The organism is Mesorhizobium sp. B2-3-5 (assembly GCF_006442395.1).
GTDB lineage: Bacteria > Pseudomonadota > Alphaproteobacteria > Rhizobiales > Rhizobiaceae > Mesorhizobium.
Genome location: NZ_VFVX01000013.1, coordinates 96,934 through 120,342, shown reverse-complemented (window position 1 = coordinate 120,342; position 23,409 = coordinate 96,934). Strand labels below are relative to the sequence as shown.

General features: G+C 63.5%; 20 protein-coding genes. 16 read left to right on the top strand and 4 right to left on the bottom strand.

Annotated features, from left to right (window positions below; translation table 11 throughout):
• Positions 1 to 132 precede the first annotated feature (132 nt).
• The 3 genes from FJ958_RS17025 to FJ958_RS17015 all read left to right on the top strand — a co-directional run bounded on the left by FJ958_RS17025 (position 133) and on the right by FJ958_RS17015 (position 3,425).
• Positions 133 to 1,053, top strand: coding sequence for a LysR family transcriptional regulator (locus FJ958_RS17025; protein ID WP_140606729.1), 921 nt, complete (start codon positions 133 to 135; stop codon positions 1,051 to 1,053).
• Between the two features lie 129 nt (positions 1,054 to 1,182).
• Positions 1,183 to 2,175: an LLM class flavin-dependent oxidoreductase gene (locus FJ958_RS17020; RefSeq protein WP_140744359.1), complete on the top strand. Its 993-nt coding sequence runs from the start codon at positions 1,183 to 1,185 to the stop codon at positions 2,173 to 2,175.
• A complete protein-coding gene (locus FJ958_RS17015) occupies positions 2,172 to 3,425 on the top strand; it encodes an LLM class flavin-dependent oxidoreductase (RefSeq protein ID WP_140744358.1) in 1,254 nt (417 codons plus the stop codon). The genes FJ958_RS17020 and FJ958_RS17015 overlap by 4 nt, the downstream gene beginning before the upstream one ends.
• A 13-nt stretch (positions 3,426 to 3,438) precedes the next feature.
• Here the strand turns inward: FJ958_RS17015 and xdhC are convergent, their stop codons facing one another.
• The 4 genes from xdhC to uraH all read right to left on the bottom strand — a co-directional run bounded on the left by xdhC (position 3,439) and on the right by uraH (position 9,015).
• The gene (xdhC, locus tag FJ958_RS17010) at positions 3,439 to 4,506 is read right to left on the bottom strand and encodes a xanthine dehydrogenase accessory protein XdhC (RefSeq protein ID WP_140744357.1); all 1,068 of its coding nucleotides are present in this window, start codon (positions 4,504 to 4,506) and stop codon (positions 3,439 to 3,441) included.
• Between the two features lie 71 nt (positions 4,507 to 4,577).
• Positions 4,578 to 6,941, bottom strand: a complete 2,364-nt coding sequence (gene xdhB / locus FJ958_RS17005) for a xanthine dehydrogenase molybdopterin binding subunit (RefSeq protein ID WP_140744356.1) — start codon at positions 6,939 to 6,941, stop codon at positions 4,578 to 4,580.
• A 214-nt stretch (positions 6,942 to 7,155) separates the two neighbouring features.
• Entirely contained in the window at positions 7,156 to 8,637 is a 1,482-nt protein-coding gene (xdhA, locus tag FJ958_RS16995) for a xanthine dehydrogenase small subunit (RefSeq protein ID WP_140744354.1), read from the bottom strand.
• A 3-nt stretch (positions 8,638 to 8,640) separates the two neighbouring features.
• The gene (gene uraH, locus FJ958_RS16990; RefSeq protein ID WP_140744353.1) at positions 8,641 to 9,015 is read right to left on the bottom strand and encodes a hydroxyisourate hydrolase; all 375 of its coding nucleotides are present in this window, start codon (positions 9,013 to 9,015) and stop codon (positions 8,641 to 8,643) included.
• Between the two features lie 203 nt (positions 9,016 to 9,218).
• Here uraH and puuE point away from each other — a divergent pair, with 203 nt between their 5' ends.
• From puuE to FJ958_RS16925, 13 genes are all read left to right on the top strand, one after another.
• Entirely contained in the window at positions 9,219 to 10,637 is a 1,419-nt protein-coding gene (gene puuE, locus FJ958_RS16985) for an allantoinase PuuE (protein WP_140744352.1), read from the top strand.
• A gap of 10 nt (positions 10,638 to 10,647) precedes the next feature.
• On the top strand, positions 10,648 to 11,511 hold the full coding sequence (locus tag FJ958_RS16980; RefSeq protein WP_140744351.1) for a bifunctional allantoicase/(S)-ureidoglycine aminohydrolase: 864 nt from the start codon (positions 10,648 to 10,650) through the stop codon (positions 11,509 to 11,511).
• Positions 11,508 to 12,014, top strand: a complete 507-nt coding sequence (locus tag FJ958_RS16975) for an ureidoglycolate lyase (protein WP_140744350.1) — start codon at positions 11,508 to 11,510, stop codon at positions 12,012 to 12,014. The genes FJ958_RS16980 and FJ958_RS16975 overlap by 4 nt, the downstream gene beginning before the upstream one ends.
• Entirely contained in the window at positions 12,011 to 12,604 is a 594-nt protein-coding gene (locus FJ958_RS16970) for a nucleoside deaminase (RefSeq protein WP_140744349.1), read from the top strand. Before FJ958_RS16975 ends, FJ958_RS16970 begins: the two co-directional genes overlap by 4 nt.
• Positions 12,605 to 12,668: 64 nt before the next feature.
• Positions 12,669 to 12,974 (top strand): type II toxin-antitoxin system MqsR family toxin, encoded by a 306-nt coding sequence (locus FJ958_RS16965; protein ID WP_140744348.1) that lies wholly within the window; start codon positions 12,669 to 12,671, stop codon positions 12,972 to 12,974.
• Positions 12,975 to 12,976: 2 nt separating this feature from the next.
• The gene (locus FJ958_RS16960; protein WP_140744347.1) at positions 12,977 to 13,396 is read left to right on the top strand and encodes a type II toxin-antitoxin system MqsA family antitoxin; all 420 of its coding nucleotides are present in this window, start codon (positions 12,977 to 12,979) and stop codon (positions 13,394 to 13,396) included.
• Positions 13,397 to 13,474: 78 nt separating this feature from the next.
• Complete coding sequence (locus FJ958_RS16955; protein ID WP_140744346.1) at positions 13,475 to 15,460, top strand: CocE/NonD family hydrolase; 1,986 nt, start codon at positions 13,475 to 13,477, stop codon at positions 15,458 to 15,460.
• 154 nt (positions 15,461 to 15,614) lie between these two features.
• Positions 15,615 to 17,201, top strand: a complete 1,587-nt coding sequence (locus FJ958_RS16950; RefSeq protein ID WP_140744345.1) for an ABC transporter substrate-binding protein — start codon at positions 15,615 to 15,617, stop codon at positions 17,199 to 17,201.
• Between the two features lie 16 nt (positions 17,202 to 17,217).
• Positions 17,218 to 18,177, top strand: a complete 960-nt coding sequence (locus tag FJ958_RS16945) for an ABC transporter permease (protein WP_140744344.1) — start codon at positions 17,218 to 17,220, stop codon at positions 18,175 to 18,177.
• A 9-nt stretch (positions 18,178 to 18,186) separates the two neighbouring features.
• Complete coding sequence (locus tag FJ958_RS16940; protein ID WP_140744343.1) at positions 18,187 to 19,011, top strand: ABC transporter permease; 825 nt, start codon at positions 18,187 to 18,189, stop codon at positions 19,009 to 19,011.
• Positions 19,011 to 20,666, top strand: a complete 1,656-nt coding sequence (locus FJ958_RS16935; RefSeq protein ID WP_140744342.1) for an ABC transporter ATP-binding protein — start codon at positions 19,011 to 19,013, stop codon at positions 20,664 to 20,666. Before FJ958_RS16940 ends, FJ958_RS16935 begins: the two co-directional genes overlap by 1 nt.
• Positions 20,667 to 20,775: 109 nt before the next feature.
• Positions 20,776 to 22,362: an ABC transporter substrate-binding protein gene (locus tag FJ958_RS16930; protein ID WP_140744341.1), complete on the top strand. Its 1,587-nt coding sequence runs from the start codon at positions 20,776 to 20,778 to the stop codon at positions 22,360 to 22,362.
• A gap of 83 nt (positions 22,363 to 22,445) precedes the next feature.
• Positions 22,446 to 23,285 carry an alkaline phosphatase family protein gene (locus FJ958_RS16925; protein WP_140744340.1) on the top strand — a complete coding sequence of 280 codons (840 nt, stop codon included), beginning with the start codon at positions 22,446 to 22,448 and terminating at the stop codon, positions 23,283 to 23,285.
• The last annotated feature ends 124 nt before the right edge of the window (positions 23,286 to 23,409 follow it).

Here is a 23,409-nt window from a genome sequence, read left to right as displayed (position 1 = left end):
TCGTCCCTGCCGATTGGGTGACTTTACGGTGTGGCGCGCAAACGAAAAGAGGCGAGGTGTGCGATGACTTTCAAAAAAAAATGGAAAATACTAGGTTGGCTATACGCAGCCGCATGAAAGCCACGGAACCGCATGGCCTATCTCGACAACATCGCCGTCTTCGTCCGCGTCGTCGAACTCGGCAATCTGTCGGCGGCGGGGCGCGACATGCGCATTTCGCCGGCGGTCGCCTCCAACCGCATCAAGGAATTGGAGAAGCATCTTGGCGTGCGGCTGTTCAACCGCACCACACGACAGTTGATGCCGACCGAGCACGGCACGGTGTTTTATGCCGGCGCCAAGCAGGTGCTGGAGGCGATCACCGAAGCTGAGGCGGCCGTCTCGGCGCTCTCCGGCCAGCCGCGCGGCACCATCAAGGTGACGGCGCCGCTCGGCCTCGGGCGCCGGCTGGTGGCTTCGGGCATTCCCGATTTCCACGACAAATATCCAGATATCGAGGTGCGGCTCAGGCTCTCCGACCACAATGTCGATATCATGAAGGAAGGCATCGACGTCGCCTTCCGGTTGGGCATCATCGAAGATTCCAGCCTTCGGATGCGCGGCATCATGGACTGCGAACGTGTGCTGGTGGCCGCGCCGAAATATCTGGAAGCGCGCGGCGAACCGGCGGAGCCGCAGGAACTGATCGGCCGGAAGCACGACTGCCTGATGCTGCGCTATTCCGGCGCGCGCGAATATGTCTGGACCTTGCAGACCCCGACCGGGCCGCAGAAATTCGAGGTGCACGGGCCCTACGACACCGACGATGGCGACGTGCTGACCGGCTGGGCACTGTCCGGGCGCGGCATCATCAACAAGCCGCGCTTCGAGGTCGAACCGTTCATCCGCGACCGGCGGCTGAAGGTGATCCTCGCCAACACGCCGCCGACGCCGGTGCAATTCGCCGCCGTCTATCCGCACAAGAAACTGCAAGACCCGAAGGTGCGGCTGCTGCTCGACTTCATGGCGGAGCGCTGCCAGCGGCTGATCAAGGATATTCTCGCCGGGAAATAGAGCTGGCCGGCGAGTGACCGCCCACTGGCCCACCCGAAGGGGCTTGCCTTGCCAGAGGACGAACTTAGCTTCGTCCTCTGCGCGGTTTGACCCGGGCAATCCGCCCCTTGGACGAGGTACGAGCAGCCGATGGCCAACACCACGACAATGCATCTCGCCGTCTCCCTCGATCTCACATCCATGCCAACGGCGGACTTCGCCCTTGTTGCCGGCCTTGCCCGCAAGGCGGAAGAGGTCGGCCTGGACATGATTATCGTTGCCGATTCCGGACCTGGCAGCGCCCTTTCCATTAGCCCATTCGAGGCGACGACACTCTTGGCGGCGCTGGCAACTGCAACCAGCAGGATCGGGCTGGTCGCCGGGGCCTCGACCGTTGCCCACCAGCCCTACAATCTGGCGCGTCGTTTCGCGTCCCTGGACATCGTCAGCCACGGCCGTGTCGGCTGGAACGCATCGCTGACACAAAACCCGCGCGAGGCCGCCAACTTCAGCAGGCCCGAAGGATTTTCGGACGAGGATTTTCGACGCCGTGCGGAGGAATTCATCGGCATCGTGCAGGGCCTGTGGCAGGGCTGGGATCCGGACGCGCTGCTGTTCGACAAGAGCGGCGGCCGCTTCCATGATCCCGAAAAAATGCATCTGCTCGACCACAAAGGTGAGTTCTTCTCGGTGCGCGGACCCCTGAACGTCGCGCGCTCGCCGCAGGACATGCCGGTGCTGGTGCTGTCCGGCCTTTCGGAGCCCGACATGGATATCGCTGCCCGCACCGCCGATGTCATCCTGCTGGACGACGGGCCGGCAGAAGGCGCGAAGGCACGCTTTGACGATCTGAAGCGCCGCGTCATGGCGGCCGGGCGCGATCCGGACGCCGTGCGGGTGCTGATGAATGTCTCGCTCGCCGCCGGTGATGGACCTGACGCCATCGCCGACAGGCTGGAGGAACGGTTCCGGTCAAGGAGTTGCGACGGGTTCAACATCCTGATGCCGGCGCGGGGTCCGGCGCTCGACGATTTCGTCGATCGTGTCGTGCCGGAGTTGCGGCGGCGCGGCCTCGTTCGAGGGGGCTATCGTGGGACAACCTTGCGCTCGCATCTTGGACTTGCCGGCGGAGGTGACCAATGACCGCGTCCCGCCAGATGAAGCTCGGCGCCTTTCTGTGGGCGACAGGCCATCACATCGCCGCCTGGCGCCACCCCAAGGCGCATGTGACGGCCGGCGTCGACATCGACCATTACATCCAATTGGCGCGCACGGCCGAGGCGGCCAAGTTCGACATGATCTTCTGCGAGGATGCCGCCGGCCTGCGCGAGGCCAATGTCAACATCGCCAGCCAGACGTCCCGTTCGATCGGCTTCGAGCCGGTCAGCCTGCTTTCGGCGCTCGCCGTCCAGACCGGCCGCATCGGCCTCGTTTCGACGGCATCGACGAGCTATAACGAGCCCTACGGCCTGGCGCGAACCTTCCTTTCGCTCGACCATCTGAGCGGCGGCCGGGCCGGCTGGAACCTGGTCACCTCAGCCAGCCCGATCGAAGCCGCCAATTTCGGCGCCACGGGCCTCAAGCCGCATGCCGACCGCTATGAACGGGCGCGTGAGTTCGCCGAAGTGGTCACCAGGCTATGGCAAGGCAAGGCTTCCGACCACGATGGCCAGAGTTTTTCGGTGCGCGATCCGCTCGACCTGCCGCGTTCGCCCCAGGGCGCGCCAGTGATGGTCCAGGCCGGCGCCTCGGATGTCGGCCGCGACCTTGCCGCCCGCACCGCCGACGTCGTGTTCACGGCGGCACAGACCTTCGAGGAAGCCAAGGCCTTTTATGACGACCTCAAGGGGCGCATGGCGGCCTATGGACGTGAGCCGGACGACATCAAGATCATGCCGGGCGTAGCACCCGTGGTGGCAGAAACCGAGGCCGAAGCTCGCGAGAAACATGAGGAATTGCAGGAGCTGATCCCCGACGATGTCGGCGTGGCGCTGCTGTCCAGCTATCTCAGCATCTCCGATCTGTGGCGCTATCCGATCGACGGGCCGCTGCCCGAACTGCCGGAAAGCGAGGGGATGAAAAGCCGGCAGGCCCTGATCGTCGAGCAATCGCGCCGCGACGGTCTCTCCATCCGTCAGCTTGCCCGTCACTTCGCCGGCGCGCGCGGCCATTGGCGTATCGTCGGCACGGCGGCGCAGGTCGCCGACGAATTGCAGGCACGGTTCGAAGGCGGTGCGGCCGACGGCTTCAACGTGATGCCGTCTTACTTCCCCGGCGAACTCGATGTCTTTGCCGCGCTCGTCGTGCCGGAGCTGCAGCGGCGCGGCCTATTTCGCAGGGACTATGAGGGCCGCACGCTGCGCCAGCATCTGGGCTTGAAACGGCCGGTTTAGTCGCGCCGCAAGCTTAGCTCGCCATCACCTTGTCATGGGGACGGTCGCCACTTAAGGCCGCCCCGTGCACGACCAGCGCCGTCATGATCTCGGCGGCGGCGAGTGCGGCGATGACCGGCGGGCGCTTGTCCTTGACGGCATCGCCGCCGATCGGCGAGACGAGGCGAGCGAATTCGGCCTCCGCGCCATCCGCCGACTTCAGGAACCAGTTCCTGAATGTGGCTTTCTTGGTCTTCGAGCCGATCATGCCGACATAGGCCGTGTCGTCGCGTTTCAGCGCTTCGGCGACGATCAGGAAATCGAGCGCATGGTCATGGGTGAGGATGGCGAAGGCGGTGCCGGCCGGGGCGTTGCGCACCTCGGCCTCGGGCATCGGGGTCAGCCGAGTTTCCACGGTTTCCGGCATGCCTTCCAGCGCCTCGGCGCGTGTCTCGATGACGACGCCGTGTACGGGAAGAAGCGCTACCGTCGACGCCAGCGCCTGGCCGACATGGCCGCCACCGAAGATATAGACATGCGGCAGATGCGCCTCCTCGGCTTCGGCGGCCGCCACCAATTCGGCGGCGAGTGCGGCATCGACCAGCCGGATCAGCACCTCCACGCGCCCGCCGCAGCATTGGCCGATCTCGGGCCCCAGCGGCACATCCAGCGTAGCGCAGACTTCGTCGACTTCGATGCGGGTTCCCCTCCCCCTCGAGGGAAGGGTGGCGGCGAAGCCGCCGGGTGGGGTCGTCGCGGCGCGGCCTCTCTCCCCCCTTGAGGGGGAGATGTCGGCGAAGCCGACAGAGGGGGTCGTTGCAGCAGTGCTCGACGTAGCGGTGGTGCCTCCTGCGAGGACCCCCTCTGGCCGCTTCGCGGCCATCTCCCCCTCGAGGGGGGAGAGGAGCATCTGCCGTGCCCTGTCGATCGCCATATATTCGAGTTGGCCGCCGCCGATCGTGCCAAAGATCGCCGTTTGCGAGACGAGCATGAAAGCGCCCTTCTCGCGTGGCGTCGAGCCTTTTGTCCCGGCTACCTCGACCAGGGCAAGCCGGCCGGCGCCGCCGAGAAAGGCTTTCAGGCTTTGCACTTTCGAGTTCATGGCTCACGTTCCCGCACAGGGAATACAGGGAATATAGGGTTTTCGGCTGGGATTGCACGTTTGCCGGGCCTTCACTCGCCGGTCTTGACCTCGTTCTTCAGCCGCTCGATCGCCATCAGCACGCGCTCCGGCGTTGCCGGCGCATCGAGACGCGGGCAGATCTTATGGTCAGCGACGCTGGCAACCGCGTCGGACAGCGCGTGCAGGACCGCCATGCCATGCGGCAGCGGCGGCTCGCCCACCGCCTTGGAGCGATGGATGGTCGGCTCATAGGCTTGCGACCAGTCGGTCAGCGCCACGTTGAAAATCTTCGGGCGATCCGACGCCAGCGGGATCTTGTAGGTCGACGGCGCGTGCGTGCGCAGCCGGCCCTTGTCATCCCACCACAATTCCTCCGTCGTCAGCCAGCCCATGCCTTGGATGAACCCGCCTTCGACCTGGCCGATGTCGATGGCCCGGTTCAACGAACGGCCGCAATCGTGCAGGATGTCGGCGCGCTCGACGACATATTCGCCAGTCAGCGTGTCGACCGACACTTCCGCGCAGGCCGCGCCATAGGCGTAGTAATAGAAGGCGTGGCCCTGGCCCTTGCTACGGTCCCAATGGATTTTCGGCGTCTTGTAGAACCCTGCGGCCGAAAGCTGAACACGCGCAATATAGGCCTGCTTGACCAGATCGTTGAAGCTGATCTCCTGGTTGCCAATGCGAACACGGTTGGGCAGGAACACCACCTGGTCGATCGGAACCTGGTATTTTTCCGCGGCGAAGTCGGTCAGACGCTGGCGAATCTGCCGGGCGGCGTTCTGCGCCGCCATACCGTTGAGGTCGGCGCCCGAGGACGCCGCCGTCGGCGCGGTGTTCGGCACCTTGGCGGTGGTGGTGGCGGTGATCTTCACCCGGTCGAGGTCGATCTGGAATTCTTCCGCAACGACCTGCGCCACCTTGAGGTGCAGGCCCTGGCCCATTTCGGTGCCGCCATGGTTCATGTGCACCGAACCGTCGGCGTAGACATGGACCAGCGCGCCGGCCTGGTTGGATTCTGTCTTGGTGAAGGAGATGCCGAACTTCACTGGCGTCAGCGCCAGGCCGCGCTTGATGAAACGGCTGTTGGCGTTGAAGGCCGAAATTTCGCGCCGGCGCCGCGCGTAACCGGCACTTTCCTCGAGCTCGGCGACGATGCGCTGGATGATGCAGTCCTCGACCTTCTGGTGATAGGGCGTGACGTTGCGGCTGCCGATCGCCTCCATCGGGTCATAGAAATTCAGCTTGCGGATCTCGAGCGGATCCTTGCCGACCGCGAAAGCCACCTCGTCGATGACCCTCTCGGCGCCGACCATGCCTTGCGGGCCGCCGAAACCGCGAAAGGCGGTGTTGGAGACGGTGTTGGTGTAGAGCGGCGCTGATTTGGCCAGCACGTTCGGATAGAAATAGGCGTTGTCGCAGTGGAACAGCGCCCGATCGCCGACAGGCCCGGATAGGTCGGCCGAGAAGCCGCAGCGCAAGGCGTAGGTGAAGTCGACGCCGAGAATATTGCCCTCGTCGTCGAAGCCGACTTCATAGTCGATGACGAAATCGTGCCGTTTGCCGGTAGCGGTCATGTCCTCGTCGCGGTCGAGGCGGATCTTGACCGCGCGCTTCAGCTTCTTGGCGGCGATCGCGGCAATCGCCGCGCATTGGTTGGCCTGCGTTTCCTTGCCGCCGAAGCCGCCCCCCATGCGGCGCACTTCCACCGTCACCGCGTGGCTCGGCACGCCGAGCGTGTGGGCGACCAGATGCTGCGTCTCGCTCGGCCCCTGGGTCGAGCAATAGACGATCACCTCGTCATCCTCGCCGGGGATTGCCAGCGACACCTGGCCTTCGAGGTAGAAGTGATCCTGGCCGCCAAGCCACATGCGGTTCTTGATGCGGCGGGGCGCTGCCGCGATCACCGTGGCCGCATCGCCGCGGCGCAAGATCAGCGGCGTGGTCACCTGCTTGTCGTTGACCGGATCGAGATCCCAGATGCCGATCACGGCGGGCAGTTCTTCATACTCGATCCTGGCCAGGCGCGCCGCGCGGCGCGCGGCCTCGCGCGTCTCGCCAACCACGGCGAAGATCGGCTGGCCGAAGAACTGCACCTTGCCTTCCGCAAGCACCGGGTCGTCATGCATGTTGCTGGGCGAGACGTCGTTCTCGCCGGGCACGTCGGCATAGGTCAGGACGTCGACGACGCCAGCGGCGGTCCGCACCGCCGATAGGTCGACACTCCTGAGCATGCCGTGCGCCACCTTGGACAGGCCGAGGCCGACATGCAGCGTGCCAGCCGGTTCCGGCATGTCATCGATATAGATGGCTGTTCCGCTGACATGCTTGTGCGCGGAATCATGGCGCTGGTCGGTGGCGACACCGCCGGTGATTTTTTCGGCCTTGAGGTTGGGAGCAGCGTGCTTGTTCATCGAGCGCCTCTTTTCCCTTCTCTCCGTTCACGGGGAGAAGGTGGCCCGGAGGGCCGGATGAGGGGCCGCGCCAAGGCTGACAAGTTTCCGGCAGCTGGCACAGCACGGCGCCGCCCCTCATCTGCCTGCCGGCATCTTCTCCCCGTGAACGGAGAGAAGGACGCTACTCGCGACCGTCCGGCCTGTTGTCCGAATGAGGTGATCCGCAAGCCCATCACGCCGCCTCGTATCTTGAAACCTGGATCGGCTCGCTTGTGCCGCTGGTCTCGGCAAAGAACCGCAAGAGAAGATTACGAGCCGCCAGAGCCCGGTATTCGGCGCTTGCCCGCATATCGGTCAGCGGCGTGAAATCCCTGGCGTATTCGGCCATTGCAGCCTCGACCGTGTCTTCCGTCCACGGCTTGCCGAGCAGCGCCTGTTCGACGGCCGACGCCCGTTTCGGCGTTGCCGCCATGCCGCCATAGGCGATGCGCACATCCGCGACCGTGCCGTCCTTGGCCAGTGTCAGGAAAAAGGCGCCGAGTGCCGCCGTGATGTCCTCGTCGCGGCGCTTTGTGATCTTATAGACAGCGAATTTTGTGCCCTTGGCCGGCACAGGAACGTGCACGGCCTCGACGAATTCACCGGCCTGCCGGTCCTGCTTGCCATAGGCGATGAAGAAGGTTTCCAGCGGGATCGTGCGCCGCTTGTCGCCCCTGCGCAGTGTCAGCCGTGCGCCGAGCGCGATCAAGGGCGGCGGCGTGTCGCCGATCGGCGAGCCGTTGGCGATGTTGCCGCCGATGGTGCCCATGTTGCGCACCTGCTCGCCGCCGATGCGGTCAAACAGCGGCCCGAGCGCCGGGATGCGTTTCGACAGCGTCGAGAAGGCTTCGGTGTAGGTGACGCCGGCGCCGATCGTTATGATGCCGTCATCTTCCGAAATGGTGCAAAGCCCATCGAGATCGCCGATGAAGATCACCGGCGAGATGTCGCGCATGTGCTTGGTCACCCACAGGCCGACGTCGGTTGAGCCGGCGACGATGGTGGCGCCGGGTTCCTTGTCCAGCACCGCAGCGAAATCATCGACATCGGCCGGCACCACCAGCCGCGCCTTGCCAGCGCCGATCTCGACACGGGCGCCATCATGCATGGCCTCAAGTCTCGCCGTGATCATCTCGCGCTCCGCCGCCAGCGGATCCTTGGCCGCCTTGCCATAGCTGGAGATGGCGTGCGCGGCGCGCATGATCGCCTCGTAGCCGGTGCAGCGGCAGAGGTTTCCTTGCAAAGCCTTTTCGATCGCCGCATCCGATGGGTCCGGCGACTTCATCCACAGCCCATAGAGCGACATGACGAAACCCGGGGTGCAGAAGCCGCATTGCGAGCCGTGGAAATCGACCATCGCCTGCTGGACGGGATGCAACTGGCCAGGTTCCCCACGCAGATGCTCGACGGTGACGACATGGGTGCCGTCGAGCGAGCCAAGGAAGCGGATGCAGGCATTGACGCTTTCATAGACCAGGCCGTCGGCCGAAAGCTTGCCGACGAGCACGGTGCAGGCACCGCAATCGCCCTCCGCGCAACCTTCCTTGGTGCCGCGCAGCGAGCGGTCAAGCCGAAGCCAATCGAGCAACGTCGCGTCAGGCGCCACGGACGACAGCACGACGTCCCTGCCGTTGAGGATGAAGCGGATCTCGTTGCGGATACTGACCTTGGCCATGCCTCAACTCCCCCTGTAGGTCGAATAGCCGTAGGGCGAGATCAGCAATGGTACATGATAATGCACCGCCTCCGCCATGCCAAAGCGGATCGGCACGCTATCGAGGAAGGCCGGCTTCGGCAGTTTCGTGCCCTGGCCGCGCAGATAATCGCCTGCCGCGAACACCAGCTCGTATTCACCGGCGCGGAATTCACTGCCTGCGAGCAGCGGCGCGTCGCAGCGGCCGTCGGCATTGGTGGTAACTGTCTTCAGATATGCCCGCGCGTCGCCGTCGAGACGGTAGAGCGAAATCGACAATCCCGCCGCCGGCTTGCCGGTGGCGGTGTCCAGGACGTGCGTTGTCAGACGACCGCCATCGGCTTTCGACGTTTCTGCCATTGGCCGCCTCCCATTTTTCGGTACACACGAATGGCCCGGTACAATCGAGCATTGCTGACGAATTGTGCGCCAATTAAAGGCGATGCATAAGTCCCGGTCGAGCGGAGTGCGACAAAAACACTTTCAAAAATTTTCGGGGGAATGCGAGAAGCACCCTTTCGATATCCTGATCATACTTCGGGCCATGCCCGGCGGGAGGGACGATGCGTTACACCAGGGACATGCGCGGCTATGGAGCCAATCCGCCGGATCCGAAATGGCCTGGCGGTGCCCATGTCGCCGTGCAGTTCGTCGTCAACTACGAAGAGGGCGGCGAGAACTGCGTTCTGCATGGGGATAAGGCCTCGGAAGCCTTCCTATCGGAGATCGTCGGCGCCGCGGCGTGGCTCGGCCAGCGCCACTGGAACATGGAATCGATCTACGAATATGGCGCCCGCGCCGGCTTCTGGCGGCTGCTTCGGCTGTTTAGCGAGGCCGAGGTCCCCGTGACCTGCTATGGCGTCGCCACCGCGCTTGCGCGCTCGCCGGACCAGGTTGCGGCCATGCAGGAAGCCGGCTGGGAAATCGCCTCGCATGGGCTGAGATGGATCGACTACCGCGACCACAGTGCCGAAGACGAGCGCCGCGACCTCGAAGCGGCGATCAAACTGCATTACGAGGTGACCGGTCAGCGCCCGACCGGCTGGTATACGGGCCGCACCTCCGTAAACACGGTGCGCCTTGTGGCCGAAGAAGGCGGTTTCGACTATGTGTCGGACACCTATGACGACGAGCTGCCCTACTGGTTCGAGCATGAGGGCGGCACGCAGCTGATCATCCCCTATACGCTCGACGCCAACGACATGCGCTTCGCCACGCCGCAGGGTTTCAATTCAGGCGACCAGTTCTATGCCTATCTGAAGGACAGTTTCGACACGCTCTATGCCGAGGGCAAGGCGGGGCGGCCGCGCATGATGAATATCGGCCTGCACTGCCGCCTCGTCGGGCGGCCGGGCCGGGTGGCGGCGCTGAAGCATTTCGTCGACTATGTGAAATCGCACGACAAGGTCTGGCTGGCGCGGCGCATCGATATCGCCCACCATTGGCAAGAGAACCATCCCTACAGGCCGGCGGCACTCAGACCATCGAAGATGGAGTTCGAAACGTTCGTGCACGCCTTTGGCGGCGTGTTCGAGCATTCGCCCTGGATCGCGGAGCGGGCCTACGAACTGGAGCTCGGCCCGGCGCACGATACATCAGGCGGCCTGCACAATGCGCTCTGCCGTGTCTTCCGTGCCGCAAGTGAAACCGAGCGGCTCGGCGTGCTCAACGCCCATCCCGACCTTGCCGGCAAGCTGGCCAAGGCCAAGCGGCTGACGGCGGAATCGACCCGGGAGCAGGCGTCGGCCGGCCTCGACGCGCTGACCGACAAGGAACGCGAGCTGTTCTCCAAGCTCAACGCCGCCTACGTCACCACCTTCGGCTTCCCCTTCATCATCGCGGTGAAGGGCAAGACCAAGGAGGAAATCCTGGCGGAATTCGAGGCGCGCATCGGCAACAGCCGCAGCGTGGAATTCGAGACCGCCTGCAAACAGGTCGAGCGCATCGCGCTGCTCCGCCTCACGGACATGCTACCGCAATAGGTTTGAACCCATGGATACGATCAGGATGCCCGAGCGCACCTACTACGCACCGCATGGCGGCCATTCCGGCCAGACCGAGCTTTTGACGGGCCGCGCCGTCTTCACCGAGGCCTATGCCGTCATTCCCAAAGGCGTGATGCAGGACATCGTCACCAGCGCCTTGCCATTCTGGGACGAGACCCGCGTCTGGATATTGTCGCGCCCGCTGTCCGGTTTTGCCGAGACGTTTTCGCAATACATTGTCGAGGTCGCGCCCGGCGGCGGCAGCGACAAGCCCGAGCCCGATGCCGCCGCCGAGGGCGCCCTGTTCGTGGTCGAGGGCGAACTGACGGTTGTGCTCGCCGGCAAGAAGCATAGCTTAAGGCCCGGCGGCTTTGCCTTCCTGCCGCCAGCCAGCGGCTGGACGGTTCGTAACGAGGCCAAGGCTGCCGCTCGTTTCCACTGGATTCGCAAGGCTTACGAGGTGGTCGACGGTCTCGACACGCCGGAAGCTTTCTTCACCAACGAGCAGGAGATCGCGCCGACGCCGATGCCCGGCACCGAGGGCCGCTGGGCAACGACGCGCTTCGTCGACCCCGCCGATCTGCGCCATGACATGCACATGACCATCGTCACGCTCGAGCCCGGCGCCGTCATCCCGTTTGCCGAGACGCATGTCATGGAGCACGGCCTCTATGTGCTCGAAGGCAAGGCCGTCTATCGCCTCAACCAGGACTGGGTCGAGGTCGAGGCCGGTGACTATATGTGGCTGCGCGCTTTCTGCCCGCAGGCCTGCTATGCCGGCGGCCCCGGCAAATTCCGCTATCTGCTCTACAAGGACGTCAACCGGCACGCCAAGCTCGGCGGGGCTGATATCGGCGGTCGCGCGCGGTGACCCGCATCACGGCCCGGCCGTTGACCCGGGAGGCCTTTGCCGGGTTCGGCGACGTCATCGACATGGGCGGCGACACCCACTATCCAATCAATGGCGGCAAGGCCGAGCGCTACCATGCTCTGGCGACCGCCGAAGCGACAGGGCCGAACGCCAGCGTGCTGATCTCGATGGTGCGCGGCACGCCTTACGAGATGCCGCTGAAGCTGACCATGGTCGAGCGTCACCCCTTCGGCAGCCAGGCGTTCATTCCGCTGTCGCCGCGCCCGTTCCTCGTCGTCGTTTGCCATGACGGCAAGGAAGGCCCAGGCGAGCCGCACGCCTTCATCACCGCGCCCGGACAAGGCATCAACTATTCCCGCAATCTCTGGCATGGCGTGCTGACGCCGATCGGCGAGCCTCAGGATTTCCTGATCGTCGACCGCGGCGGCGACGGTTCCAATCTCGAGGAATTCCATTTCTCGCACGCCTATGAGATCCATCTTCCCGACGAGACCCAGTCATGACCGAGATTTCGCTGATCGACCGCCTGCTCGACGTCATCGAGCACGACATCGTGCCGAAGACGGAAGAGGGCGTCGCGCATGGCAACAAGCTGTTCGGCGCGGCTATCCTGCGGAAGGCCGATCGCTCGCTGGTGCTGGCCGAAACCAACAACGAGATCGAAAACCCGCTCTGGCACGGCGAGGTGCATTGCCTGAAGCGCTTTTACGAGATGCCCAGGGCCGAGCGCGTCGACACCAAGGAGGCTATTTTCCTCGCCACGCACGAGCCCTGCTCGCTCTGCCTGTCGGCGATCACCTGGACCGGCTTCGACAATTTCTACTACCTGTTCAGTCACGAGGATTCGCGCGACAGTTTCGCCATCCCGCATGACCTGAAGATCCTGAAAGAGGTCTTCACCCTCGATCCGGGCGGCTACAATGCCGAGAACGCCTACTGGAAGAGCTTTTCCATACGCAGGCTGGTGCGGGCGTTGCCCGAGGCCGAACGCCTCCGGCTGGAGACGCGCATCGGGAAAATCTCGGCGCGCTACGACGAGTTGTCGGGCGCCTATCAGGCAAGCAAGGCCGAGAACGACATCCCGCTGAATTGATGGTTGCGGAATTTCATTGATGATCGTCTCTTGAATTGCCCCCTTTATGGGGGCATATTGCGCCATGGAGAAGCGCAGGCCTGCTTATGATCTTGATGCGATCAAGACGACATTTGGGTCTATCGATACGCTGGCAATTACAACATCAGCGCTGCGCGATGCTATTGGCCTCGGTTTCGATCGCGCGGGCGTGGTCGAGGTGATCGGCAGCATGACGCGAAAGATGTTCGTAAAGTCGATGACTACCTTCGCGGATCATCGGGTCTGGCAGGATGTCTATCATGTCCCGTCACGCGACCTGATCCTCTACGTGAAATTCCAGGCAGATGTCGTGACCGAATTCATGATCATGTCGTTCAAGGAGAAATGACCATGGCGACGAGAGAAAGCAGTGAAACGAATACGATGATCTCTCCCGAAACCGGAGAAACGTTGATGCGCGGAGTGCGTCCATTCACCGTGACTTATAAGGGCGAAAGCATGATCGTTGACCTGCCAGGTTACTATCCGGCATCGGGTGGCGAAGGCGTGCATGTCGGAGACGACATGATCGCTGTCGACGCGGCTCTGCGTGTTCTCAAGGAAAAGATCGACGGTGTCCCCGCCCCTGCAACCATCCGTCGCGTCCGCACGAAACTCAAACTGTCGCAGCGCGAGGCGGGATCTCTGTTCAAGGTTGGCGAGAACGCCTTCGACAAATATGAACGCGGTTTGATCGAGCCGAGTGGCCCGACCATTCAACTGATGACCCTGCTTGAAAGGCACCCCGAACTGCTGGATGAATTGCGGTAGCGGCACAGGTTGCATAATTCGCTGCTCCAGTCGCGAATCGCGATTGAAAGTTGCGGCGCGACCGGGCGTTATGACGCCATGAAAACCGTCACCGAGTTTCCCCGCAAGGTCGTCGAATTTCCCGATATGGGCATCGTCATGCCGGATGGCTGCCGGCTGTCGGCGCGTGTGTGGATGCCGGAAGATGCCGGCGACGATCCGGTGCCGGCAATCCTCGAGCACCTGCCCTACCGTAAGCGCGACGGCACGATCTTTCGCGATCAGCTGACGCATCCTTACTTCGCCGGTCACGGCTATGCCTCGATCCGCGTCGACATGCGCGGCAATGGCGATTCCGAAGGGCTGATGGACGACGAATATTCCGAGCAGGAATTGCAGGACGCCTGCGATGTCATCTCCTGGGCGGCGGCGCAGCCCTGGTGCAACGGCAATGTCGGCATGATGGGCATCTCCTGGGGCGGCTTCAACTGCCTGCAGGTGGCCGCCAAGCAGCCTCCGGCGCTGAAGGCGGTGATCAGCCTGTGCTCTACCGTCGACCGTTATGCCGACGACATCCATTACAAGGGCGGCTGCCTGCTGCTGGAAAATTTCGGCTGGGCCTCGACGATGCTTTCCTATTCGTCGCGGCCGCCGGATCCGCTGATTGCCGGTGGCAACCGCTGGCGCGATTTGTGGCTCAGCCGGCTGGAGAACCAGCCTTTCCTGCTGCCGCTGTGGCTCAGCCACCAGCACCGCGATGCCTACTGGAAACGCGGTTCGATCTGCGAGGATTTCTCGGCGGTCAAGGTGGCCGTGCTGTCGATCGGCGGCTGGCATGACGGCTATCGCAACACGATCTCGCATCTCGTCACCAACATCGAAGCGCCGGTCAAGGGCATCGTCGGCCCCTGGATCCACAAATACCCGCATTATGCCGGGCCAAAGCCGGCCATCGGCTTCCTGCAGGAAGCGCTGCGCTGGTGGGACCATTGGCTGAAGGGCACCGAGACCGGCGTCGAGAACGACCCCGCCTACCGTGCCTATGTGATGGACAGCGTGCGCCCGGCACGCTGGCACCCGGAACGGCCAGGCCGCTGGGTGGCGGAGAAGCAATGGCCGTCGCCCGCCATCAAGACGCATTCGATCGAGCTGATCCCCGGTGGCGGCAGGCCAGCCATCGTCGCCTCGCCGCAAAGCTGCGGGCTCGCCGGCGGCGAGTATTTTCCGTTCACTTTCGGCCCGGAACTGCCGGGCGACCAGCGCCCCGACGATGCGCTGTCGGTGTGTTTCGACCAGCCGGAACTCAGTGAGGCCATCGATATCGTCGGTGCGCCGGAAGTTCGGGTCACGCTCGCTTCCGACCGCCCGCAGGCCAATATCGCCATCCGGCTGTGCGACGTGCATCCCGACGGCGCTTCGGAATTGATCTCCTATGGCGTGCTCAATCTGACGCACCGCAACTCGCACGAATTCCCCGAAGCGCTGGTGCCGGGCGAAACCGCGTCGGCGCGCGTGGTGCTCGACCAGTGCGCCTACCGGGTGCCGGCCGGCCACCGCCTGCGCATCGCGGTGTCGAACGCCTATTGGCCCGCCATCTGGCCCTCGCCGGAGCCGGTGCAATTGACCTTGTCGGCCGCCGCGCTATCCCTGCCGCTGCGCCCGTTGGCGGCGGGCGACGAAGCAACATTCGCCGAGCCGGAAGGCGCAACACCCTGGGCGACCGAGACGGTTCGGCCCGCCAAATCCGAACGCCATGTCGATCGCGACGAAAAGACCGGAATTGTCATGCTTTCGATAACGGACGACTTCGGCGAAGTCCGTGATCTCGACCATGGCCTGGCCAATGGCAGCATCGTCCGCGAGACCTGGACAATCCATCCTGACAATCCTTTGTCAGCCTCGGGCAAGACGCACTGGACGCAGACCCTGTCGCGAAATGGATGGTCGGTGCGGACCGAAACCTTGGCCGAGATGCGATCCGACGCTGAAAATTTCATCGTCAGCGCCAGAATCGAGGCCTATGAGGGCGAAACTCTCGTCTTCCAACGCAATTTCGAGGAAAAGGTCCCACGCGCGCTTCTTTGAGGGCCGATTTCATTGGTCCAAATGCGACGTGCGATTTACGCCACGGCATGTCGTATTCGGTCTTGCTTACTGCTTTCCCTTGCAGTCATTATTCCCCTCACAAGAAGCAAGAAAATCGACCGCAGAGTCGAACCAACAGAGTGAGGAACTCAAAATGTCAAACGAACTGGAATTCCTTAGCCGGCATGTTGCGTCGGGCAAACTGAGCCGTCGTGATTTTCTCGGCCGGGCCGCGGCCCTCGGCATCGCCGCCCCCTTCGCCAACGCGCTGCTGTCAAGCGCGGCGCGCGCCGCGGGTCCGGTCAAGGGCGGCACGCTGAAGGCTGGCCTGGTCGGCGGTGAATCCACCAACAGTCTCGATCCCGCGCTGATGATGACGCAGGTGCCGTTCGCCTTCGGCAAGTGCTGGGGCGAAATGATCGTCGAGCTGTCGCCGGATGGCAAGCTAGAGAACCGCATCGCCGAGGAGATCGGCTCGTCCAAGGACGCCAAGACCTGGACGCTGAAGATCCGCGACGGCGTCGAGTTCCACAACGGCAAAACCGTGACCGCCGAGGACGTCGCCGCCACGCTCGAGCGCCATTCAGACGAAAAGTCGAAATCCGGCGCGCTCGGCTACATGAAGGGCATCCAGACCATCAAGGCCAATGGCAAGGAAGTGGTGCTGACGCTCAAGGAAGCCAACGCCGACCTTCCCTACCTGCTCAGCGACTATCACCTGATCGTCCAGCCCAATGGCGGCAAGGACAAGCCGGATGCCGGCATCTCGGCTGGTCCATACGTGGTCAAGACCAACGAGCCTGGTGTGCGCCATGGCGGCGAGCGCTTCGCCAACTACTGGCAGGGCGACAAGATGGGCCATGCCGACCAGATCGAGGTCATCGTCATCAACGACGCGACGGCGCGCACGGCGGCCCTGCAGGGCGGCCAGGTCAACATGATCAACCGCGTCGAGCCGAAGATCGTCGACCTGATCAAGCGCGTGCCGGGCGTGACCATCCGCAACCATGCCGGTCCGGGCCATTACGTGTTTATCATGCATTGCAATACGGCACCGTTCGACAACAACGACCTGCGCATGGCGCTCAAGCTCGCCATCGACCGCGAGGAGATGCTGACCAAGGTGCTGCGCGGCTATGGCTCGCTCGGCAACGACTTCCCGATCAACGCGTCCTATCCGCTGTTCACCGAGATCGAGCAGCGCAAGTACGATCCCGACAAGGCCAAGTTCCACTACAAGAAGTCCGGTCACGACGGCACGGTGTTGCTGAGGACCTCGGACGTTGCCTTCCCCGGCGCCGTCGATGCTTCCCAGCTTTTCCAGCAGAGCGCCGCCAAGGCCGGCATCAAGATCGAGCTCAAGCGCGAGCCCGGGGACGGTTACTGGAACGAAGTCTGGAACAAGCAGCCCTTCTGCGCCTCCTATTGGGGCGGCCGCTCGACCCAGGACCAGATGTACTCGACCGCCTATCTGTCGACCGCCGACTGGAACGACACGCGTTTCATGCGCCCGGACTTTGACAAGATGGTTCTCGCCGCACGCGCCGAGCTGGACGAGGCCAAGCGCAAGCAGATGTACCACGACATGGCTGTCATGGTGCGCGACGAAGGCGGCCTCATCCTGCCGATGTTCAACCAGTTCATCGACGCCACCGGCGCCAAGGTCGATGGCTGGGTGGACGATCCGCACCAGGAACTGATGAACGGCTACGCCTTGGCGAAGTGCTGGCTGCAGGCCTGAGTCCGGCTTTGCGGAGATGTCATCGCCCGTTGTGAAACTAATTGCCCAGCGCATCGCGCTGGGCATCATCCTTCTGTTGGCCATATCGGTCCTGATTTTCGCCGGCACGCAGATCCTGCCCGGCGACGTCGCGCAAGCCATACTCGGACAGTCGGCGACGCCGGAGTCGCTCGCCAATCTGCGCGAGCAGCTCGGGCTCAACGACCCGGCCTATATCAGGTATTTCCGCTGGCTTGGCGGCGTGCTCATAGGCGACCTCGGCACGGCCATGTCGAGCGGGCAGGACATTGCCACCTCGATCAAGGACCGGCTGTGGAACACGCTGTTCCTGGCCTTCTGGGCGGCGATCGTGGCTGTGCCGCTGGCGATCATCCTGGGTCTGATCGCGGTGCGCTACCGCAATGGCTGGGTCGACAAGCTAATCTCCGGGCTGGCGCTCGCCTCGACCTCCTTCCCGGAATTCTTCGTCGGTTATCTCCTGGTCTATTTCTTCGCCGTGAAATGGCAGGTCTTCCCCGCCATCTCGACCGTCTATGACGGCATGCCCTTTGGCGAGCGGATGCAGGCGATCGCGCTGCCTGCGACAGCACTGACGCTGGTGGTGCTTGCCCACATGATGCGCATGACCCGCGCGGCGATCCTCAACGTCATGCAGTCGGCCTATGTCGAAACGGCGGAGCTCAAGGGGCTTTCGGCCTTCGCCGTCATCCGCAAGCACGCTTTCCCGAACGCGATCGCGCCGATCATCAATGTCGTCATGCTCAACCTCGCCTATCTCATTGTCGGCGTCGTCGTGGTCGAGGTGATCTTCGTCTATCCCGGCATGGGGCAGTATCTGGTCGATCACGTCACCAAGCGCGACGTGCCCGTGGTGCAGGCGGTCGGCCTGATCTTCGCCGCCGTCTACATCAGCCTCAACATCATCGCGGACATTGCGGCGATCGTCGCCAATCCGCGTCTCAGACATCCGAAGTGAGGGGCGGGCATGCTCGATATAAAACGCATCCCCATCCCCGCCCTGATCGGCCTATTGCTGACCGCCCTGTTCGTGCTGGCGGCGATCTTCGCACCGTGGATTTCGCCGCACGACAATGCCGAGATCGTCGGTGACGTCTGGGAACCGATGTCGGCTGTGCATTGGCTGGGCACCGACAACCTCGGTCGCGACCTGTTGTCCCGCATGATCTACGGTGCCCGCATCACCTTGTTCATCGCCGTTCTCGCCACCGCGCTGTCGTTCTCGCTCGGTGCCATACTGGGCTTCTCGGCGGCGGTGTTCGGCGGCTGGTTCGATACCATCCTGTCGCGCCTCGTCGACCTTTTGATGTCGATCCCGACGCTGATCATGGGCCTGGTCGTGCTCTCTGTTCTGCCGACGAACCTGGTGACGCTGATCCTGGTCATGGGCATTCTCGACTCGACCCGCGTCTATCGCCTGTCGCGCGCGGTCGCCGTGGACATCAACGTCATGGATTACGTCGAGGCAGCGAAGCTGCGCGGCGAAGGCAGCGCCTGGATCATCTTCCGCGAAATCCTGCCAAACGCGCTGTCGCCGCTGGTCTCCGAACTCGGCTTGCGCTTCATCTACGCGGTGCTGTTCCTGTCGACGCTGTCCTTCCTCGGCCTTGGCGTGCAACCGCCTGACGCCGACTGGGGCGGCATGGTCAAGGAGAACAAGGACGGCATCGTCTTCGGCATAGCCGCCGCGCTCATTCCCGCGGCCGCGATCGCAGCCCTTGCCATCTCGGTCAATCTTGTGGCCGACTGGATCCTCAACCGCACGACAAGCCTGAAGGGAGGACGCGGGTGATGGCAGACAGCAAAGCGAAACCCGGCGTGCTGCTCGATATCCGCAACCTGCGCATCGAGGCGATGGTATACCCGCCCGGCGAGGCGCCAAGGAACATCGTGCTGGTGCATGATGTCTCGCTGACGCTCGAGAAGGGCAAGGTGCTCGGCCTGATCGGCGAGTCCGGTGCTGGCAAATCGACCATCGGCCTGTCGTCGATGGGTTATGGCCGTGGCGGCGTGCGCATCACCGGCGGCGAGGTCATTCTCAACGGCCGCGACATCCTGAAAGGCGGCAAGGAAGGTTTCCGCAAGCTGCGCGGCCGCGAGGTCTGCTATGTCGCGCAGTCGGCGGCGGCGGCTTTCAATCCGGCGCACAGGCTTATGGATCAGGTGGTGGAAGCCACGCTGCTGCACGGCACGGCGACACGCGCCGAGGCCGAGAAGCGGGCCGTCGCGCTGTTCAGGAAACTCAGCCTGCCCAATCCGGAAACCATCGGCGAACGCTTTCCGCACCAGGTCTCGGGCGGCCAGCTGCAGCGCGTGATGACGGCGATGGCGCTGTGCTCGGAGCCGGACCTGATCGTCTTCGACGAACCGACGACGGCGCTCGACGTGACGACGCAGATCGACGTGCTGTCGGCGATCAAGGATGCCATCCGCGACACCCATGTGGCGGCGCTCTACATCACCCACGACCTTGCCGTGGTCGCCCAGGTCTCCGACGAGATCATGGTGCTTCGCCATGGCCGGCTCGTCGAATGGGGCGGCACCCGCCAGATCATCAAGGAGCCGCGCCAGGAATACACCAACGCCCTGGTCTCGGTGCATGAGATCGAACATGCCGAGCAGAACCCCGGCGCCACGCCGTTCCTGTCGGTCAAGAACGTCACCGCCGCCTATGGGGGCGGCCACGTGAAGGTGTTGAAGAACGTCTCGGTGGATATCTATCCCGGCCAGACGCTGGCCGTGGTCGGCGAATCCGGCTCCGGCAAGTCGACGCTGGCGCGTGCCATCACCGGCCTCTTGCCGCCAGAACAAGGCACGGTCACCTTCGATGGGCGCCCGCTGGCCAACCGGCTTGCCGACCGGCCGAAGGAGGATCTGCGCCAGCTGCAGATGATCTACCAGATGGCGGACGTGGCAATGAACCCGCGCCAGACCGTCGGCACCATCATCGGGCGGCCGCTCGAATTCTATTTCGGCATGCGCGGCAGGGAGCGCGACAGGCGTGTAGCCGAGCTGCTCGACGAGATCGAGATGGGCAAGGGCTTTATCGACCGCTATCCCGCCGAGCTTTCCGGCGGTCAGAAGCAGCGCGTCTGCATCGCCCGCTCACTGGCCGCCAAGCCCAAGCTGATCATCTGCGACGAGGTAACGTCCGCACTCGACCCGCTGGTGGCACACGGCATCCTCAAGCTGCTCTTGAACCTGCAGCAGCACGAAAAGGTCGCCTATCTGTTCATCACCCACGATCTGGCGACGGTGAAGTCGATCGCCGATTCGATCGCGGTGATGTATCGGGGCGAGGTGGTGCGCTACGGCTCCAAGAGCAAGGTGCTGACGCCGCCATTCGACGCCTACACCGATCTTTTGCTGTCGTCGGTCCCGGAGATGGAGATCGGCTGGCTGGAGAAGGCGATCAAGGGGCGGCGCATGGAAAGTGCGGGGAATTAGCGATCGGCCGAATCAGGGGCGGCCGTCATCCGCATGCAACACAAGAACGCCACCGTCCTTCGGACGGGCGTCGCCTGTGTGACGTTGTTTTTTCAAGAAGGGGTAGGACATGAAGACTGAACTCGACCATCTCGCTGAACTCGCCGGCCGGGGCCGGATATCGCGTCGCGACTTTCTTGGCCGCACCGCGGCACTGGGCGTATCGGCGGCGCTGGCAACGACGCTGGCCGGGAAAGCCTTCGCACAGACGCCGGTCAAGGGCGGCATCCTCAAGGCCGGCCTGCAGGGCGGCGAATCGACCAACAGCCTCGATCCGGCGCTGAACCTCAGCCAGGTCACCTACAGCTTTGGCAAGCAGTGGGGCGAATATCTTGTCAGGCTGATGCCGGACAACAGCCTGACGCATCTGATCGCCGAGGAGATCGGCGCGTCCAAGGACGCCAAGACATGGACGATCAAGGTGCGCGACGGCATCGAATTCCATAATGGCAAGACCGTTGCCGCCGAAGACGTCGCCGCCACGCTCGAGCGCCATGCCGACGAGAAATCGAAGTCGGGCGCGCTCGGCGTCCTCAAGAACATCAAGGGCATCAAGGCCAGCGGCAAGGAAGTCATCGTCACGCTCGGCGACGCCGACGCCGATTTCCCCTATCTGATGGCCGACTATCACCTCGTCATCCAGCCGAACGGCGGCAAGGACAATCCCAACGCCGGCATCAGCGCCGGTCCTTACAAGGTCACGGTCAACCAACCAGGCGTGCGCCATGGCGGCGAGCGCTTCGCCAATTACTGGCGCGGCGACAAGGCGGGTCATGCCGACCAGATCGAGATCGTCGTCATCAACGACGCCACGGCCAGGCTGGCGGCGCTGCAGGGCGGTCAGGTCCACATGATCAACCGTATCGAGCCGAAGGTCGTCGACCTGGTCAAGCGCATCCCCGGCGTCAGCATCGAGAACGTGTCGGGCCGGGGCTACTACCCGTTCAACATGTTCTGCGACACCGCACCGTTCGACAACAATGATCTGAGGATGGCGCTGAAGCTCGCCATCGACCGCGACGAGATGCTGGAGAAGATCCTGCGCGGCTACGGCTCGGTCGGCAACGACTTCCCGATCAACGAGGCCTATCCGCTGTTTACCGCCATCGAACGGCGCAAGTTCGACCCGGAGAAGGCCGCGGCAGCCTACAAGAAGTCGGGCCACAGCGGCTCCATCCTGCTGCGCACCTCCGACGTCGCCTTCCCCGGCGCCGTCGATGCCGCCCAGCTCTACCAGCAGTCCTGCGCCAAGGCGGGCATCAAGATCGAGATCAAGCGCGAGCCCGGCGACGGCTACTGGTCGGAAGTCTGGAACAAGCAGCCCTTCTCGCTTTCCTACTGGGGCGGACGCCCGACGCAGGACCAGATGTATTCCACCGGCTATGTCTCGACCGCCGACTGGAACGACACGCGCTTCAAGCGGCCGGAATTCGACAAGATGCTGTTTGCGGCGCGCGGCGAACTCGACCAGGACAAGCGCAAGGCGATCTATCACGACATGGCGGTGATGATGCGCGACGAAGGCGGCCTGATCGTGCCATTCTTCAACCAGTTCATCGACGCGGCCGCGACCAGCAAGATCAGCGGCTGGGTGAAAAACCCGATCGGCGAAATGATGGATGGCTATGCGCTTGGCGAGTGCTGGCTGAACGCCTGATATCTCCCTGAGACTGAACAGCGCCGCGTGTTCAAACGACACGCGGCGCGCTCTTTTCCGCGGACAATTGCATGGAGGAGCCCGTGGCGCTCAAATCCAAACTCTTGCTGATCGTCCTCGACGGCGTGCCGTACCGGAACTGGCGCCGGCTAATGGGCAATCTCGAAGGCTGGGTGCAGTCCGGCGAGGCGCAAGTGTGGAAAATGCGTTCCGTGCTGCCGTCGACCTCCGCCTGTTGCTACGCTTCTATCCACACCGGGGTGTCGCCGCAGGTGCACGGTATCCTGTCCAACGAGAACCGGTTTCGGGTCGAGCAGCCGGACATCTTCTGCGAAGTCAGCAAGGCCGGAGGCAAGACCGGCGCGGTCACCCACTCCTACTGGTCGGAATTCTTCCGGTCCTATCCGTTCGATCTTGTCGAGGACATGGAATATGACGAGCCCGGCGGGCCGATCACGTATGGCCGCTTCCACACGATGACCGGCTACAACGCCCGCAACCAGATGACGCCGAGCGACGTCGACCTGTTCGCGACGCTGACCATGCTGACCAAACGCCACGGCATCGACTATGGCATCCTGCACACCTGCACGCTGGATTCGATGGGCCACCGTTTCGGCCATGACTGCCACGAGATGGACCATGCCTGCTATGCCATGGACGGCATGCTGGCGGCCTTCCTGCCGGGCTGGATCGCGGCCGGCTACGAGGTCATGGTTACCGCCGATCACGGTCAAACGGATCGCGGCCATCATGGCGGCCGTGATGACGAGATGCAGGATTTCGCGCTGTATTATTTCGGCGCCGGCAAAGGGCCGGAGGCAGATGTACTGCTCGACCAGTTGCAGCTGGCGCCGACGGTGCTGAGCCGGCTGGGTGTCCCGGTGCCGGCGACGATGAAGGCGAAACCGTTTTTGGGGTGAGTGGGCAACCGTGAGGTTGGCGCCCCTCTCCCCGTCCCCATACGGGGTGAGGGGCAGCGTAAACGTCGAATATGATCACTCCAACGCTCGTGCTGCCCCTCATCCGCCTGCCGGCACCTTCTCC

Coding starts and splice junctions, on each gene's coding strand:
- FJ958_RS17025 (WP_140606729.1), top strand. CDS start 133: ATGGCCTATCTCGACAACATCGCCGTCTTCGTCCGCGTCGTCGAACTC.
- FJ958_RS17020 (WP_140744359.1), top strand. CDS start 1,183: ATGGCCAACACCACGACAATGCATCTCGCCGTCTCCCTCGATCTCACA.
- FJ958_RS17015 (WP_140744358.1), top strand. CDS start 2,172: ATGACCGCGTCCCGCCAGATGAAGCTCGGCGCCTTTCTGTGGGCGACA.
- xdhC (WP_140744357.1), bottom strand. CDS start 4,506: ATGAACTCGAAAGTGCAAAGCCTGAAAGCCTTTCTCGGCGGCGCCGGC.
- xdhB (WP_140744356.1), bottom strand. CDS start 6,941: ATGAACAAGCACGCTGCTCCCAACCTCAAGGCCGAAAAAATCACCGGC.
- xdhA (WP_140744354.1), bottom strand. CDS start 8,637: ATGGCCAAGGTCAGTATCCGCAACGAGATCCGCTTCATCCTCAACGGC.
- uraH (WP_140744353.1), bottom strand. CDS start 9,015: ATGGCAGAAACGTCGAAAGCCGATGGCGGTCGTCTGACAACGCACGTC.
- puuE (WP_140744352.1), top strand. CDS start 9,219: ATGCGTTACACCAGGGACATGCGCGGCTATGGAGCCAATCCGCCGGAT.
- FJ958_RS16980 (WP_140744351.1), top strand. CDS start 10,648: ATGGATACGATCAGGATGCCCGAGCGCACCTACTACGCACCGCATGGC.
- FJ958_RS16970 (WP_140744349.1), top strand. CDS start 12,011: ATGACCGAGATTTCGCTGATCGACCGCCTGCTCGACGTCATCGAGCAC.
- FJ958_RS16965 (WP_140744348.1), top strand. CDS start 12,669: ATGGAGAAGCGCAGGCCTGCTTATGATCTTGATGCGATCAAGACGACA.
- FJ958_RS16960 (WP_140744347.1), top strand. CDS start 12,977: ATGGCGACGAGAGAAAGCAGTGAAACGAATACGATGATCTCTCCCGAA.
- FJ958_RS16955 (WP_140744346.1), top strand. CDS start 13,475: ATGAAAACCGTCACCGAGTTTCCCCGCAAGGTCGTCGAATTTCCCGAT.
- FJ958_RS16950 (WP_140744345.1), top strand. CDS start 15,615: ATGTCAAACGAACTGGAATTCCTTAGCCGGCATGTTGCGTCGGGCAAA.
- FJ958_RS16945 (WP_140744344.1), top strand. CDS start 17,218: ATGTCATCGCCCGTTGTGAAACTAATTGCCCAGCGCATCGCGCTGGGC.
- FJ958_RS16940 (WP_140744343.1), top strand. CDS start 18,187: ATGCTCGATATAAAACGCATCCCCATCCCCGCCCTGATCGGCCTATTG.
- FJ958_RS16935 (WP_140744342.1), top strand. CDS start 19,011: ATGGCAGACAGCAAAGCGAAACCCGGCGTGCTGCTCGATATCCGCAAC.
- FJ958_RS16930 (WP_140744341.1), top strand. CDS start 20,776: ATGAAGACTGAACTCGACCATCTCGCTGAACTCGCCGGCCGGGGCCGG.